The following is a 16,158-nucleotide window of genomic DNA, read 5'->3' as shown; positions in this document are numbered from 1 at the left end:
CTTTGAAAATAGATTATTCAACCCAAGTGACGATTTCCTCAATTGGTCGACGAGATTTTTTGGTAATGTCTCTCGCACGATAACCAAATGTTGCGGCCACGGATACACCCCATTCATTTGGATCAAAGAGACCTTCAGCGGCTAAAACTTCATTCATTTTATCATAGTTAAAGCCTTCAATAGGGCAAGAATCTACACCGATAGCGGCAGCACCCGTTAGCATATTGGCTAATGCAATGTAGGTTTGTTTGCTTGTCCAGTCAAATAATGCACGCTCGCTTTCTGCGGTTTTCATTTCAACCTCTTGTAAGCCTTTATATTTTTCCAAGGCTTTTTCTAATTGCTCGCCTTGTAAACCTCTCCGCACCGCAACATCACGAAAGAAAGGCGTGTCATATCGCGCATTTTTCTTCGCAAGAATGACGACTAAATGGCTGCAATCATCTAATTGATATTGCATGCCCCAGCTAAAAGGTTTGAGCTTATCGCGTAATGCTTTATTTTGAATCACTAAGAATTGCCATGGCTCAGAACCAACGGAGCTTGGTGATAAACGAGCAAATTCTAAAATTGCTGCGAAATCTTCTTGGCTAATTTTTTTATTCGGATCGTAATAACGTGTTGAACAGCGATTTTCGAATACTTGAAGCATTTGTTCGCGTGTAATTTGATTCATGTTTTTTCCTCTTTACATTATCTAATTTGTAATCTTTTGACCGCACTTTAGCGCTCTTTCCAATATCCAATCCACTCTTTGAGTAATTGCATATTTTTCGTAATTGCGCCACCTTGCGGAATAAAATGCATCATATTGAGTCCGTAACTGTCGGGCGTAATGCCTTCACCTACACTTGCAGGTAACACATCAAAGCCTTGTTGTTGGAATAATAATTTTGCACGTTGCATATGCCATTCATTAGTGACTAAAATAATTTTATGAATACCTTCTTTTTCCAATATCTGCTTGGTGAAAAGCGCATTTTCTTTAGTAGTAAGTGCTTTAGGTTCAATCCATTTGGTTGGCACATTAAAGAAGTTTTGGAGTTCTTCAGCGGCGATTTTTGCCTCAATGGCGCCAGTTGGACTCGCCCCTGTAATCAATAATGGCAAGTGCGTTTCTTTTTGCAAGAATGCTGCATAGCGTAAGCGTTCAAGTTGAATAGCGGTTGAAGCTAATGGCGCATAAAGTTCTTTGCTATCACGCAAGCCACCGCCAAGTAAAACGATCGCTTGAGCTTGTTGGTAATCTTGCAGCGTTAAATGATCTTCAGTGATAAGACTATCTTTAAGTACTTGTGCCGTGTAAGGGATACTTAAAAGATAGAGTAGTGAGAAACTAAGTGCGGTCGAAATTCGGCTTAATTTTTTGAAATTGAATTTAGCTAGAATAAGAGACAGCCCCCACAAAATTAAAATATTAAATGGGGGAAGAATCATAGCGGTAATGAGTTTTTTCAATTCAAACATCATTTATCCAATTCAACAAAATCCAACGCTTTGGTCCACAATTTTGCATAGCTGCTATTTTTACCATAAGAGTTATCGCAAACACGATTTGGGATTTCTAATAGGCAAGAGAAAATATGGCCATGCAAGCGAGTCGTGGTCACTTTGTCGTTTGCTAAGAATACTTGCGCAACACGTTTTACAATGCGTTGAGTATAGGCATACCAGAATTGATGGCAAAGATTTTTCAACCAACCTAAGCCAAATTTGTTCGCTATTTTACTGATTCGCCAGCTTAATGCTAAAACAACATCATCTTCGGTTGAAAGAATGTCTTCCCAGTCTTTTACATTACTGTTAGCGGGCAGTTGCGCTAAGATATTTTTTTCTACATCACTTGCTTCAATGTCTTTACGCAAGAAATAAAGTTGTTCACCCGTTGTGCCTTGCTTGGTTTCCATCGTGCCATAAAGCTGATGCGCCATATCGGGCGATAAATAAACATGATCAGAAAATTGTGCAAATAAATTCGCTGTTCTTTCGTCACGCGCCAGTAAATGGCAATCACCGTGGTTACGGAAAAGTGCGGCTGATTTTTGCAGATTTTCTTCGTGCTTAAAATAAGCAGTTTGTGGAAGCACAATAATACGATTATTTGGGAAATGCGTTACCATTTCTTCACGGATCTTTTGATGCTGTGGATAAAGATCGCCAAAGTTGCCGCCACCATGTAAAAGGATGGTGGTGTTCGGTGTGATTTTTGCTTTGACTTCTTCAAGATCTAAATCGTATTCACAGCGTTTTAAGGTCACATTAATGTGGTGATCTTTAAAAAATTGCTCGGTTCCGTGATAAATCAATAAATCGCCCACATTCAAATGAAGCGGGTAGTCAAAATAAAATACGTCGTTTTTATCTTTGATCAGTTCAACAATAGGATTCAGTTTGTTTTTTAAATCAATAAGGAGTTGATTCATTTTTTTACTCTTTTCTTTAAATAGCTAAACAAGAAATTTTTTTCTGCTGTGTTTAATCCGAAGATTAAGATGACACAGATTAATACCATTTCTAAGATGATGGATTGTCCAATAAATTCCAATAAAGAATAACTGCGGGTGGTATCGGATATATAGATGATACCTAATAGCAGACCAAACACCACGCCGACATTCACTAAATATGAGACAAATTCTTTTTGGTTAAATTTAATTTTTTTATTAATAAAATATAATCGATAGATTTGTGAGATGATCATCGTACTAAATTTACCCACAAAGGCAAATACTGGATTATAACCTAGAGTAAACAAATAATAAGCCAATGGTACCGTACAAAGATCAATTAACGCGACGATGATATTGTATTGTTTTACGGTGGATGTGCCAATGGCTAATGCGCTCATCCAAAATGCGCCAGCCATTGCACTGATTAGTAAGCAAGCAATAATAGCTTGTACAAGTTGTTCAGTATATTGCGGAAGATGATCGCCTAGCCAAAATGTCAGTAAGGTATGGGTGAAATACAATACAGGTGCCGAGAGAATCGCCATTAAATAAAGTGAATATTTTGAAATACCAAGAATTAATTGGCGATTGCGATCATAATCTTTTGCTGCATAAGACTGAACCAACTGTGGATTAGCGGCCATTTGGAAATTATTTACAAAGCTGTAAACGGCACCTTCTACCTGAGTCGCAATAGCGACAGCTGCATTGACTGCGACACCAAAGAATAAGTTAGACACCATATTCAAGCCTTGGGTCGAACCCACATAGGCAACTTGCCCCATGAGCATCCAACCGGAAAAACTCACCATTTCTTTAGTTTTGCTTAAATCTTTATATAAGCGGAAACGAGCAGCCTCTTTGAAATAATATTTAGTGAATAACACATAAAGAGAGAGCACAATTAAGCTGACTGAAAGCAATAAGCAGCTATAAGTAACCAACTTATCGTAATGTGTGATATGACTTAAGATAAAGACAGAAGTCAGTTTTAAGATGGTTTCACCTAATCCCAACCAAGCATAGAATCCCATTTTCTCATGGGCAACAATCATGGCATTGAATGGCACTTTGATGATTTCAACAAGAGCAATAATTAATGCTAATTGGTAAACGATATTTGCGGCTTGCAAGCGTTCAGCGGGGATCACCAATTTGTGATTTAAAAACCATAAACCGACGGTTTCGGCTAACACGAATACGATAAAAATAATGAGTAGGTGATTTAAGATGCTAATATTAAAGACTTTATTGACACGTTGAATGTCATTCGAGGCTTTTTCTACGTTAATAAAACGCTGAGTGGTGGCCGTCATTGTGCCATTAAAAAAGGAAAATAAGACCACCACACCCATCACAATGTTGTAGATACCAAAATCTTCCACACCCAATACCTGCAATACCACACGAGAGATATACAGCATCGCCCCCATGTTGAAGAGCATTCGGATGTAAAGAAATAGCGTATTTTTGGCAATGGTTTTATTTGACATTGTGAGAATGAAATTAGAAAAATTGGGGGAATTATAGGGGGGATTGGGATGTGTAGCAAGCCTTGAGAGACTTCTTCTAAGTTCAATCGTATTTAGTAAAAAAAAGAAAAGGCTAAATATAAATTTAGCCTTTTATTATTTAGACGATGCAGACTGCCAAATCTAGTTGCTTATTATGGAACTGATGCAATGTGCCACGATGACCCACACTCATAATGATCATATTGGGTAACCGCTCTTTAATTGTTTTATAAAGGAGGTACTCGGTTGGCTCATCAAGTGCTGATGTGGTTTCATCTAAAAAGACCACTTCAGGTTTCGTCAGTAAAATCCGAATAAATGCCACGCGCTGTAATTCACCTGGCGACAAAATTGCCTGCCAATCGTTATCTACATCTAAGCTATGAAGATATTTATCCAAACAACAGTCAGCCAGTGTTTTTTCCAATTCAGGATGATAAGGATCAATATCCGGATAGCAAATCGCTTCACGTAACGTACCTTGTGGCATATAAGGACGCTGCGGTAAGAATAAACTGGTCACACAAGGATGTTCCACCAAACCAACAGTCTCAAAAGGATAAATTCCCGCCATCGCTTTTAATAGCGATGTTTTCCCTGTGCCAGATGGACCTTGAATTAATAAAGCATCCCCATTTTTTAATTCAATATTTAAGTTATTAAGCAACAATCTGCCTTGGTCATCTTTAATACCAAAATTTGATAATGCAACACGGTTAGAACATTTCATGGGTTGATGAACCTCTAAATGATCTAATTCATCCAACTTTGTCATAAAACCATAAAGACGATTTAAACGCGCTTGATAGAGCGTAAACTCTTCATAGAACAAACGGAAGAAGGAAAGGGCGGTCATTAATCGGTTAAATGCTTGCACAGTTTGGTGCATATCGCCCAGTTTGATTTGTCCAGTGAAAAAACGAGGTGCTTGCAGCATTAACGGTAAGAGTTTTGCAACGCGCGTGACACTTCCATTAAAGCCGTCTAATCCCAACATTCTCAATACAATTGCCCAACGGTTATGAATGATTTGAGCAAATTTGTTTTTCAATAAGTGTTGTTCTTGCAGTTCGCCTTGATAGAAAGCGATACTTTCCGCATTATCCCGCACTCGAATCAAAGAATAACGGTAGTCACCATTGAGTTTTTCTTTGTTAAAGTTCAACTTGATCAAAGGGTGACCAATCCATACAGACATTAATGTTGCCAGGATAATAAAGGCGTAAATAAAGAAGACAACACCTTTTTCGATATTTAATCCAAAAAGACTTAATACGCCTGAGAGAGACCAAAGGATGATAGTAAATTCAATGGTGGTCAGAACAGAATTAATCATGCCACGTACAATAGTGACAGTGCTACTGATGAATTCACGAGCATCTTGTTCAATACGTTGGTCAATATTATCGGGTAGCTCTTTTTCGTATTTAAGACGATAGTATTTTTTATTTTCTAACCATCGTTTAACCAGGACTTTATTTAGGCTTTCCAACCAACGAATTTCAAATACTTGTTGCAAGAAATAATCGGCGATAGAGTGGATAACTTGTACCAATACTAAGAGGGCATTTAGTTTTGCAAAGAACCAAAACTTATCCGCATCTAATTCCTGCATGGAGCTATAAAGCCCATTATAGAAAAAAGAGTTGAGCACGCTGAAGCGCACTTCTAGCAAAATCATCGTAAACAATACCAGTAGCATAAGGATGATTTTGATGCTGTTACGACGATTAATCGAAGGGGATGCAATATGCCAAAACTTTTGACCAAATGTGGTTTGTTTGAGTGCGAGTGTCGTCACGCTAAAGCATACAATCACCCAGAAAAGTGCAGTCAAAATCCAGCTTAAACTTGAGTTAAGTTCAGTTTGCCAATTCATTGATTATCCATAAAGTAAAAAACGAAAAAAGGGCGAAATGATTCGCCCTCGTATTGTGCGCTCAATTAAAACTCAACTTTCGTGTTGAAGATAAATTCACGTCCATAACCTAATGCAACAGGGATTAACGTGTTTGTTGCGTTACCAGAGGTAGATGGATAGTAAGTTTTATCTGTTAAGTTTTTACCGTTAAGTTGGAAAGACACTTTTTTGCCAGAGATTTTGGTATCGTAAGCAATAAAGGCATCATATACCACGGCATGAGGTAATTTGTATGCTTTGGTGTAATCACTGTTATAAGCATGCCAAGAACCTAAATAACGAGCACCACCACCAACACGGATGTTACCAAAATCAAATTCACCTACGTTATAAGCTAAGAATAGAGAAGCTTGATGTTTTGGTACACCTGAAAGTTGTTGATTTACCGCATCAGGATAGCGCTCATTTTCAAGTGATTTTACCTTGGTGTAGGTATAGTTAGCCGCTACACTTAGGTTATCAGTAACTTGACCATTAAGATCGAATTCTACACCGCGAGAACGTTGTTTGCCCACAATATTTAGTTGCGCACTTGAACCCGAACCAACGGCTTCAGCCACATTACGTTTGGTGATATTGAATAATGCAAGTGTCGCATTGAAGCCAGAGTTTTCGTATTTTGCACCAATTTCAAAAGATTTACCTTGTTCTGGTTTTAAATCGCCGCTAACAGGTGTTGCAACACTCATTTGTGGACGGAAAGACTCAGCGTAGTTAGCAAATGTCGCAATATGTGGCGTAAATTTATATACGGCACCTAATTGATACAATAATTTACCATCGTGCTGATCAGTATTTCCTGTTCTTGTTAGATTTTGGCCTTTTTTACAGTTTGCAGCATTTAAACAATGACGTCCCGCAAATTGATCAAAGTACTCATAACGTAAACCACCTGTCATGATAAAGTTATCTGTAAAGTAAGCGGTATCTTGAATATAAACACCAACAGTTTTGAGATGGTTATATTGGTAAGCGTTGCCGTTACCGTTTTTATGTTTAGCAACCGGATTGGTATAATTTGGATGATCGATATTGATATCAGAACTCATGATACCTTGGTTATAAATAGGTCCAATATCGCGGATATTACGCATAACATCCACACCGGCTACAAAACGGTTAGCAATATCACCAATACCAAATTCACCGACGATATTTAATGTGCCACTATGAACACGTTGATCGCCTTGTTGTTGCTCAATAGCTCGGCGTACATGACGAGCGCTTAATTCTGGAGAGGTAATCTCGCCCTTTTTATTTTTAATAGCAGGGATCGCAACATCTTTAACATTGATATTTGTAATACGTGCTTGGTTATAGAAATATTTATAACGAGCATAGCTGTAACCCGCATTTAATTTCCAACCGTCACTTAATTTGTGTTCAATTTTGAAATCGATATTATCGGTTTTTGCGGTTGTTTCGTTATTTGGTTCATCTAAACGACGCGATACAGGAATGTCCGGTAAGGCATTCGTCGCCGTTAAAAGGTTTGTGCCACGATCAAATGGCTCAAGAATATCTTTATGTTCATAAGAAAGAAGCACTTTAGTTTTATCATTTTCCCAAGAAAGTGATGGCGCATAAGTCGTATTTTTTAATTTGCCAAAATTACGCCAGTAGTTTTTTTCTTGTTTGTCATAGATAAAGCGGTAAGCAAAACCATTTCCTAAACCGCCAGTGAAATCTAATTGTGTTCCCCACAGGCTATGATTACCTAAAGTTCCTCCGATAACATGGCGTGGTGTTTGTTGTGGTTTTTTAGTAATGATATTAACCACACCACCTGGATCTTGAATACCATAAAGTACAGATGCAGGCCCTTTTAACACTTCAACGGTTTCAGTTGTCGCACTAAAGTTTTTTGCTGGGCCAGCTTGTAAACCGTTACGCATAATTGAGTTGTCACGGTTTCCACCAAAACCACGTTTTTGGATGGCATCAAACATACCTCCTAGCGTATTGGCTTGGCTTACACCACTGACGTTATAAAGCGCATCAATGAGTGATTCAGGTTTACGATCTTCTAATAATTTAGTCGAAAGGATATTGACAGTATTTGGCGTATCGAATACAGGCACTTCAGCTTTTGATACGACGGATGTCCCTGTCGTTTGATAACCATTTTGTTTAATACCTGTATCTTGAACATTAATTTGTTCAAGCGTTTCAGTGTTTGCTTTTACTGGTTGTTCAGTTTCCGCAAATGCTGAAACTGAAAAACTGGTTAAAAGTGCGGTTGAAATGAGGCTTAATTTAAAATTCATAATCGCTATCCCGATAGATAATAAAAGAGGCGCAAGTATAGCGAAAACGTTTTCGTTAATCAATGAAAATTATTTTCATTTGTATGAGTGATTCATTTAGAAAGTATCCATTCAAATTAAGTAGGGGATAAAAAGAAAAAATCCCAAGCTAAAAAGCTTGGGATTGCAAGATGGTGCACTAGCTGAACCCGAATTCACTTGTAGTATATTGATTTTTAATGTTTATTTTTTAAAGTCTAAAATCTTGTTACTAAGCTTGTTACTAAAATTCAAATTCACCACAAATCAATAATAGTTTCTGATGCCATAATACCACTAATAAGCCGTGTGTTAAAAATTTTATAGAAAAACTGTTCACCTTGTTCACCAACCCTTAAAACTCTTTATTTATTATATAGTTATATTCTTTTTTATTGTTCACCAACTGTTCACCATTGTTCACCTTTGTTCACCAATCAAAAAAAGATATCTCAATACAGAATATTTACTCTCTATCTGTTCAAAATTTAAGCAATCAAACAACCTTAACTTACCGTATCTAAACGCAACTAAACTATTGAAAAATAATGTGTTTATTTAATAATAAAAACACTATATATTATATTTTGACTTAATGAAAGTCGTCTAAATTTAGACTAAGAAATCTCATAAGGAATAGATGAATATGTTTAAAAAACTAATTGAGTTACGCCAACAAAAGGCGGAAAAAGTCGCAGAAATGCGTTCAATGCTTGAAAAAGCAGAAAAAGAAAATCGTTCATTGAATGAATCTGAATCAGTAGATTTTGAAAAGCTGAAAGATTTAGTCAAACAGATGACAGATGAAATCAGCAAGTACGAAACCGTAGCAGATGAAGAACGTAGCCTAGATGCTCAAACTAAACAGGTAGAACAACGCAACATGAAACAACTTTCAAATGATGAGTTACGCCATTATGTTAAAACTGGTGAACTTCGCAATTTAACTACGGCTAACGGTGAAGATGGCGGCTATTCAGTTATCCCACAGTTAGACAAAGATGTAATGAAACGCTTAACAGACGATAGCGTAATGCGCCAACTTTGTAACGTAGTACGCTTACCGGTTGGAGCGAAAGAATACAAGAAATTAGTATCGGCTGGTGGTGCAGCAGTAGAACACGGCACAGAAGGCACAGCACGCAACGGCACAGCAACCCCGAAACTTCATGAAGTAACAATCGCTTTAAATTCAATCTATGCTTATCCTAAGACTACACAAGAAATCTTAGACTTCTCAAGCATTGATGTTTTAGGTTGGCTAACTGATGAAATTTCTGAAACCTTCACAGAAACAGAAGAAACCGATTTAACTTCCGGTGATGGTAACAAAAAATCAAAAGGCTTCTTAACCTACCAACGCACAACCGAAGATGACAAAGTACGCCAATTTGGCAAACTTCAAAAAATTGAAGTAGCAGGCGTAGCGAAGATTGATGCAGATACTTTAATCGATGCGTTCTATACACTTCATAGCAAATACCGTAAAAATGCGGTTTGGGTGATGTCATCAACGATTGCAGCAGCATTACAAAAACTTAAAAACAAAAACGGCGATTATATCTGGCGCGATGGTTTAACAACCGATGCCCCAGCAACATTATTAGGTCGCCCAGTCCACTTCTTAGAAACAATGCCGACAGGCGGAGCAAACAAAGCAGTAATTGCCTTCGGTGACTTCAAGCGCGGATATTTCATTATCGACCACGAAACAGGCGTGCGAACCCGTCCGGACAACTTAACCGAACCTGGATTCTATAAAGTACACACCGATAAATATTTAGGCGGTGGCGTAGTAGATTCAAACGCAATCAAAGTGATTGAAACAACAGCATAAATCATAGAGGGGCGAAAGCCCCTTTTTTTGCTTAATAGGTGAAATATGAATAAAGAATTTGAAATCCGCTCCGCAACACTTTCAGCCGATGAAGAAAATCAAAAGCTAATCGGTTATGCGGTGAAATGGAATAGCCCTTCACAAGTGCTTTGCTGTGATTTTGTGGAATCCTTTGCGCCTAAAGCTTTCAGTGACAGCCTAGCAAGTGGCGAAGATGTGCGCGCACTCTTTGAACATGACTACACCAAGTTACTAGGTCGAACAAGTGCGGGAACATTAAAGCTAGAAGAAGATTCAATCGGCTTACGCTTTGAACTAACTCCGCCCGATACAACAATCGGAAAAGATTTATTAGTTAGCGTTTCTCGCGGTGATATTACAGGGATGTCTTTCGGATTCAGAGCTATTGAAGAAGAATGGAAATTTGATGTAGAGCCTTACCAAAGAAACGTAATTAAAGCAGATCTCTTTGAGGTTACAGTAACAAGCGTTCCAGCCTATCCGGAAAGTAGTGTAGAAATCGCTAAGCGTTCGATGGTGGCCGCTAAAGAAAAAACGCAAGATAAATCTACCGCACTTTTAAGCAAGTGGGTTGATGTAATGGGGGCGTAATATGTGGAATCCTTTTAGACGAAAAGAGCAACGCAGCGAACCAATCACTATTGATGAATTCCTATCTTACATGGGCGTAAATAATACTGGCGCGGGTGAATATGTCAGCCCGCAAACGGCAGAGGCTCTACCAGCGGTTATGAACGCCGTAACAGTGATTGCCGAGGCAGTAGCATCTATGCCTTGTTATCTGTACGCACTGAAAGAAGATGGGCGAGAAAGAATCTACCGTCATCCGGTTGAATATCTTTTAAATGAAATGCCTAACCGAAATCAAACGCCTTACCAGTTTAAATATACGATGATGCGCCATTGTTTGCTAACTGGTAATGCTTATGCGGTGATTGAGTGGAATAACAAGGGCGAACCTGTAAGCCTTACACCTTACCAGCCGAGCGCAGTAAATATCTTCCGTAAAGTAACAGGCGAACATATTTACCAAGTAACGGACTTAAACGGAGTAACTAGAAACTATCTTCAAGATGAAATGTTACACCTACGCCATAGTTCCCTTGATGGATTTATGGGGCGTTCACCTGTGACAGTTTGCCGTGAAACTATCGGGCTAGGTTTAGCACAACAACGACACGGTGCAGCAATCATGAAAAACGGATTGATGGCAAGTGGACTAATTTCAACGGCTGAATGGTTAGACGATGCGAAAGCACAGAAAGCAGTGAAAGCCTTAGAGCGTTACAAAGGCGCGAAGAACGCGGGGAAAACACCAATCCTTGAAGGCTCAATGGAATACAAACAATTAGGCATGACAAACCAAGATGCCGAATGGTTACAAAGTCGAACCTTCACAATTTCCGATATAGCTCGAATCTACAATATAAGCCCGATTTTCCTACAAGATTATTCCAATAGTAGCTATGCGAATTTCAGTGAGGCCAGCAGAGCGTTCTTATCACAAACCTTACGCCCATGGCTGACTAACTTTGAACAACAGCTTAAAGATGCCTTAATGATTGACTTAACGAGCAGTAGCAAGAAACGGCACTTAATCGAGTTTGACACAAGCGACTTACTCCGCACCAGTCAAAACGAACGTTTCAATAGTTACGATGTGGCGATTAAAGCGGGCGTAATGTCACCTAACGAAGTACGCAGACGTGAAGGCTTGCCGCCTTATGCTGGCGGTGATGAATTTAGTCAAGCATGGAAACAAACCGTAGAAGTTAAACGCAATGATAGCGTAAACGAAAACGAGGTGAACGATGCCTAGAATGATTAGAGCCGGTAAATATAACAAGGCGATAAGTTTACAAAAACAAGTAAACGAAACTAATGATTATGGCGGATTTATAAGTAAGTGGAAAACCGTTGCGAATATACGCGCAGCAGTTGAACCGTTACAGGGTAGAGAGTTCTTTGCTAGCGCAAGCATAACCAATGAAAACATTGTGCGAATCCGTATTAGATACGGAACGAATGTGGATAACACAATGCGCGTGAAATACGGTAATCGCAACTTAGAAATAACCAGCATCATTGATAGCAAGGAATCACACAGGGAATTACAACTTATTTGTAAAGAGGTAAGCAATGGAAAAAACTGATTTAACGCTTGAAGAAATTAAGCAGCATTTAAACGTAGATCATGATTTAGATGATGACTTAATCGAAAGCTATAAGGTAGCAGCCTTTGAAGTATGCCAAAAGCATATAGGCAAAACCTTCGGTAATGAAGAAACAGAAAACACCGTTCCTTTTACCCCAGCTATAAAAGTGGGCTGCTTAATGTATATCGGGCATTTATACAGTAACCGAGAAATAACAACGGATGCCCCTCAAACGCTTATCCCCATGACTGTTAAATCTCTATGGGATGTTTACCGTGAGCCGTGCGCTTACTAAGAATTTAGTAATCGATATGCCTTATCAACCACTAAGACGATGCAGCTATCCTAACTGTAAAAACAAAGTAAAGTCCGGTAGATGCGAAGAACATAAGCCAAAAGACACAAGAGCAAGCAGTAGCGCGCGAGGATATGACCATAAGTGGAGCAAGTACCGCGCGCAATACTTACGCTTTCACCCGCTTTGTGTAATGTGTTTAGAGAAAGGAATCTACACACCCGCAACGGTGATAGATCATATAAAGCCAGTAGAGAATGGACAGGCAGACCCTCTATTCTGGGTTGAATCTAATCATCAAGCTTTATGCCGAAATTGTCACAGTTACAAAACACGAGTAATAGACCAACGCGGATATGGAGCGAAAAAATAATGATTAGATGGGTGGGGGCAGTTTAAAAAAGAAAGGCTCAAGCCGTCAGAACCGCCCCCCTATACAAATTTTTACGCAAGGCAATTTTTTTGAAAATAAGGAAATACAATGACAACAAAAAACAAGAAAAAAACGCATAATCCACCGAGTTTTTTAGATCCAATCGCTAAAGCAGTATGGAAAGAACGAATTCCACAACTTCTTGAACGTGGTGATATTCAAGATGCGGACTTAATTCACCTGGAATTATATTGCGTGAATTACTCTCTTTTCCGTGCTGCAGTTGAGGATATTCATAAAAACGGCTTTTCAATAGTAAATAGCCAAGGTACGCAATCAAGAAACCCCGCACTGTCAGCGAAAGCAGATGCTGAAAAAGTGATGGTGAAAATGTCCTCGCTTTTAGGCTTTGACCCAGTAAGTCGCAGAAAAAATCCGGTTGAAGTTGAAACTACAGATATGTTTGATCAAGTGCTTACAATGTAGGTGAAAATGGTGATTTGGCATGAGTATGCGGGAAAAGTTCAATCTGGAGAAATAGTAGCTTGTAAAAAAATAAAACAAGCTGTAGCACGCTATTTTAATGATTTAGCAAACCCCGCTTATTTCTTTGATGAAGGTGTGGTAAATAAGTTTTTGGCTTTCTCTAAATTATGCCCACACGTTAAAGGGCATTTGCGCGGTGAACCTATTATTCTTTCTGATTGGCAAGTGTTTCTATTTGCTAACCTATTAGGCTTTAAACGGAAAGATACTGGATTGAGAAAATATCGTTCTGCTTATGTTCAAGTGGCACGAAAAAATGCTAAATCGACAGTAGCGGCAGTACTGGCTAATTGGTTTTTATTGGTAGAAGGTGGGCAACAAGATATTTATACTGCAGCCGTAAGCCGAGATCAGGCGAGAATCGTATTTGATGATGCTCGTCAAATGTGCTTACTTTCAACTCCATTGAAAAAACGCCTTAACATTCAGCAACACAAGCTAATCAATCCAAAGAACAATAGCATTATGCGGCCGCTTGCCGCAAAATCTTCAACCATTGAAGGAACTAACCCTAGTTTAGCGATTGTTGATGAATATCACCTACACACGGACAACAGCGTATATAGTGCGTTAGAGCTAGGGCAAGGCGCACGCCCTGAAGGTTTACTCTTTGCTATTACAACAGCGGGAAGTAACGTTATTTCAGCCTGTAAACAGCATTATGATTATTGCGCTCAGATCCTTGAAGGAAATGAGCTGAATGAAAGCCTATTTGTGTTGATTTTTGAGTTAGACGAAGAAAGCGAAATCGACAATCAAGAGAACTGGATAAAAGCAAATCCGAATATAGGTAAATCCATTCCTTACCTTGATTTTGAGAACACTATCAAGAAGGCTAGGGGTATTCCGTCCGAATGGGTAGAAATGCTAACTAAGCGCTTTAATGTATGGTGTCAAGGCTCTACGCCGTGGCTAGGTGATGGAAACTGGGCGCAATGCGAACGGAAGTACACTGAAAGCGATTTACTTCATCAAGATTGCTATTTAGGGCTAGATTTATCAAGTACCAACGACTTAACAAGCCTTTGTTATACATTCCCACACGGAAACAAAGTTAGATTGTTTACACGGCACTACATTCCCGAATTCCAACTTAACAACGTGGCAAATAAAAACCGCGCAATGTATCGAAACTGGGTGCGCAGTGGTTGGCTAATTGCCACAGAGGGCGACTGTATCGACTACGATAAAATCAGAGATGATATTCTGAAAGATGCTGAACGTTTCAATATCAAAATGACAGGCTTTGACGTATGGAACGCAACCCATTTACGAACACAATTACAAGCGGCGGGGCTTGAAGTAGAGCCATTCCCGCAAACATACCAACGATTTAGCCCAGTGGCAAAAAGTGCGGAAGTTTTAATAAACAGACAGATGATAGAACACAACGGCGATCCGGTGCTTGCGTGGGCTTTATCAAATGTAGTTATGGAAACAGACGCGAACGCCAATATTAAACCGAACAAGAAGAAAGCCGCAAACAAGATAGACCCAGCAGTCGCCTTCCTGATGTCTTTCGGCACTTATCAACTTGAATACGGTGATTTAATTTTCGAACTATCAGACGAACACAAACAGGCACTAGAAGAATTTAACGGATTGGATATATGATTAGATGTAAAGAGGCAAAACAGAACTTACTAATAGCGGCAGTGAAACACTATAAGAAATCTACCGCACTTTTCACTTTTATTAGCTTATATGATGACAATGAACCTTATCCAATAGAAGAGGTTATTTATGTTTTAAAGTGTAAATGTAATGCAGCAAAACGTGAAATAGATAGCAGACAGAATAGCCCTAATATGGAAGTGTTAGAAACAATTTACCATATTGCGCACAAAAATCTTGAAGATATGAAGAGGGCCGAAAGAAGAATTGCGAAAAGAAGATAAAATAAATCCCTACGTTTCACAACGTGGGGATTTTTTATACGTGACTACATCGCACGAACATATTATCAAATTGCTAATTTTTAAAATTTTCCCTAAAAAAGGCTTTAGGGTACGTACTACAATTTTGTAGCGAAGTTATTATAATCTAAGCGTAAAAATAAGAAATAAACGTAGCTTACCGCATTTAAACTTTGATAAAATAGAACAATAAACAATCAAAATATTAAAAGGGGTTAATATGATTAAATCTGTCTTCGCTGCATTTGATTCCTTTGTGTTTTCTGCTTTAGATTTTTTACTCTTTTTAGCAATATGCCTTTTTGTAATCCTGTTAGGTTACTTTTTTTGGCCAATCTTAAAATTACCTATATTGATCGGTGCAATATTAGCTATTACATATTTTTGTTATCAACTTTATAAATTAAGAGCAGAACAAAAACGTATAGAACAAACGACAAAATTAGCTGAATGGTCTAAACAAGAGTTACAGCGCCCAATCATTCAACAACTTTTGAAAAAAACAATAAGAAAGTAAATCATTCATTCCCGGAACAATAATTAGTAGTAGCAATCGCAATAAAGAAACTATGCTAACTAATATCTCCGTGAGTATGAAAAATAAGGCCAGATATGGAAAATAAAGAGTATATACTTAGTTTTTTTGTAATAGATAGTATGGGAAATGAAGTAGATAGCGATACCATCTCTATAAATGCGGTAGATAAAACAGACGCTAGAACGAAAGCTGTAAAATTTCTGCAAAAAAATTATAAAGGCAATAGATGGGAAATTGAATCTATTACAATAGCTGAATAACCAAATAAAGCGCATCTAGGCTGATCCCCGAAAGCAAGAAACCTTA

At 38.5% G+C, this 16,158-nt stretch carries 17 protein-coding genes; 11 read left to right on the top strand and 6 right to left on the bottom strand.

Annotated elements, in window-relative coordinates; all coding sequences use genetic code 11:
• Positions 1 to 13 precede the first annotated feature (13 nt).
• The 6 genes from ACXVWB_RS01835 to ACXVWB_RS01810 all read right to left on the bottom strand — a co-directional run bounded on the left by ACXVWB_RS01835 (position 14) and on the right by ACXVWB_RS01810 (position 8,152).
• Entirely contained in the window at positions 14 to 676 is a 663-nt protein-coding gene (locus tag ACXVWB_RS01835; RefSeq protein ID WP_297569689.1) for an NAD(P)H-dependent oxidoreductase, read from the bottom strand.
• Between the two features lie 47 nt (positions 677 to 723).
• Positions 724 to 1,467: a YdcF family protein gene (locus tag ACXVWB_RS01830; protein WP_049355771.1), complete on the bottom strand. Its 744-nt coding sequence runs from the start codon at positions 1,465 to 1,467 to the stop codon at positions 724 to 726.
• A complete protein-coding gene (locus tag ACXVWB_RS01825; protein ID WP_297569666.1) occupies positions 1,467 to 2,423 on the bottom strand; it encodes a polysaccharide pyruvyl transferase family protein in 957 nt (318 codons plus the stop codon). Before ACXVWB_RS01825 ends, ACXVWB_RS01830 begins: the two co-directional genes overlap by 1 nt.
• Complete coding sequence (locus ACXVWB_RS01820; protein WP_458485194.1) at positions 2,420 to 3,943, bottom strand: lipopolysaccharide biosynthesis protein; 1,524 nt, start codon at positions 3,941 to 3,943, stop codon at positions 2,420 to 2,422. The genes ACXVWB_RS01825 and ACXVWB_RS01820 overlap by 4 nt, the downstream gene beginning before the upstream one ends.
• A 139-nt stretch (positions 3,944 to 4,082) precedes the next feature.
• On the bottom strand, positions 4,083 to 5,843 hold the full coding sequence (locus ACXVWB_RS01815) for an ABC transporter ATP-binding protein/permease (protein WP_458485193.1): 1,761 nt from the start codon (positions 5,841 to 5,843) through the stop codon (positions 4,083 to 4,085).
• Positions 5,844 to 5,908: 65 nt separating this feature from the next.
• Positions 5,909 to 8,152: a TonB-dependent siderophore receptor gene (locus tag ACXVWB_RS01810; protein ID WP_458485192.1), complete on the bottom strand. Its 2,244-nt coding sequence runs from the start codon at positions 8,150 to 8,152 to the stop codon at positions 5,909 to 5,911.
• 664 nt (positions 8,153 to 8,816) lie between these two features.
• Here ACXVWB_RS01810 and ACXVWB_RS01805 point away from each other — a divergent pair.
• The 11 genes from ACXVWB_RS01805 to ACXVWB_RS01755 all read left to right on the top strand — a co-directional run bounded on the left by ACXVWB_RS01805 (position 8,817) and on the right by ACXVWB_RS01755 (position 16,112).
• Entirely contained in the window at positions 8,817 to 10,007 is a 1,191-nt protein-coding gene (locus ACXVWB_RS01805) for a phage major capsid protein (RefSeq protein ID WP_289902292.1), read from the top strand.
• Between the two features lie 45 nt (positions 10,008 to 10,052).
• A complete protein-coding gene (locus tag ACXVWB_RS01800) occupies positions 10,053 to 10,619 on the top strand; it encodes an HK97 family phage prohead protease (protein ID WP_289902291.1) in 567 nt (188 codons plus the stop codon).
• A 1-nt stretch (position 10,620) separates the two neighbouring features.
• Entirely contained in the window at positions 10,621 to 11,847 is a 1,227-nt protein-coding gene (locus ACXVWB_RS01795) for a phage portal protein (protein WP_289902290.1), read from the top strand.
• Complete coding sequence (locus ACXVWB_RS01790) at positions 11,840 to 12,181, top strand: phage head closure protein (RefSeq protein ID WP_289902289.1); 342 nt, start codon at positions 11,840 to 11,842, stop codon at positions 12,179 to 12,181. Before ACXVWB_RS01795 ends, ACXVWB_RS01790 begins: the two co-directional genes overlap by 8 nt.
• The gene (locus ACXVWB_RS01785; protein ID WP_065285338.1) at positions 12,168 to 12,479 is read left to right on the top strand and encodes a head-tail connector protein; all 312 of its coding nucleotides are present in this window, start codon (positions 12,168 to 12,170) and stop codon (positions 12,477 to 12,479) included. The genes ACXVWB_RS01790 and ACXVWB_RS01785 overlap by 14 nt, the downstream gene beginning before the upstream one ends.
• Before the next feature lie 16 nt (positions 12,480 to 12,495).
• On the top strand, positions 12,496 to 12,852 hold the full coding sequence (locus ACXVWB_RS01780; RefSeq protein WP_289902288.1) for an HNH endonuclease signature motif containing protein: 357 nt from the start codon (positions 12,496 to 12,498) through the stop codon (positions 12,850 to 12,852).
• A 108-nt stretch (positions 12,853 to 12,960) separates the two neighbouring features.
• Positions 12,961 to 13,338, top strand: coding sequence for a phage terminase small subunit P27 family (locus tag ACXVWB_RS01775; protein WP_197555701.1), 378 nt, complete (start codon positions 12,961 to 12,963; stop codon positions 13,336 to 13,338).
• A 6-nt stretch (positions 13,339 to 13,344) separates the two neighbouring features.
• Positions 13,345 to 15,012 carry a terminase large subunit gene (locus ACXVWB_RS01770; RefSeq protein ID WP_289902287.1) on the top strand — a complete coding sequence of 556 codons (1,668 nt, stop codon included), beginning with the start codon at positions 13,345 to 13,347 and terminating at the stop codon, positions 15,010 to 15,012.
• Complete coding sequence (locus ACXVWB_RS01765) at positions 15,009 to 15,296, top strand: hypothetical protein (RefSeq protein WP_289902286.1); 288 nt, start codon at positions 15,009 to 15,011, stop codon at positions 15,294 to 15,296. Before ACXVWB_RS01770 ends, ACXVWB_RS01765 begins: the two co-directional genes overlap by 4 nt.
• Before the next feature lie 238 nt (positions 15,297 to 15,534).
• A complete protein-coding gene (locus ACXVWB_RS01760; RefSeq protein ID WP_289902285.1) occupies positions 15,535 to 15,831 on the top strand; it encodes a hypothetical protein in 297 nt (98 codons plus the stop codon).
• 95 nt (positions 15,832 to 15,926) lie between these two features.
• Positions 15,927 to 16,112, top strand: a complete 186-nt coding sequence (locus ACXVWB_RS01755; RefSeq protein WP_289902284.1) for a hypothetical protein — start codon at positions 15,927 to 15,929, stop codon at positions 16,110 to 16,112.
• The last annotated feature ends 46 nt before the right edge of the window (positions 16,113 to 16,158 follow it).

Source organism: Haemophilus sp. SZY H53 (assembly GCF_054332375.1).
Note: the sequence above shows the minus strand (reverse complement) of the source record. Positions and strands in the feature narration are given on the sequence as shown.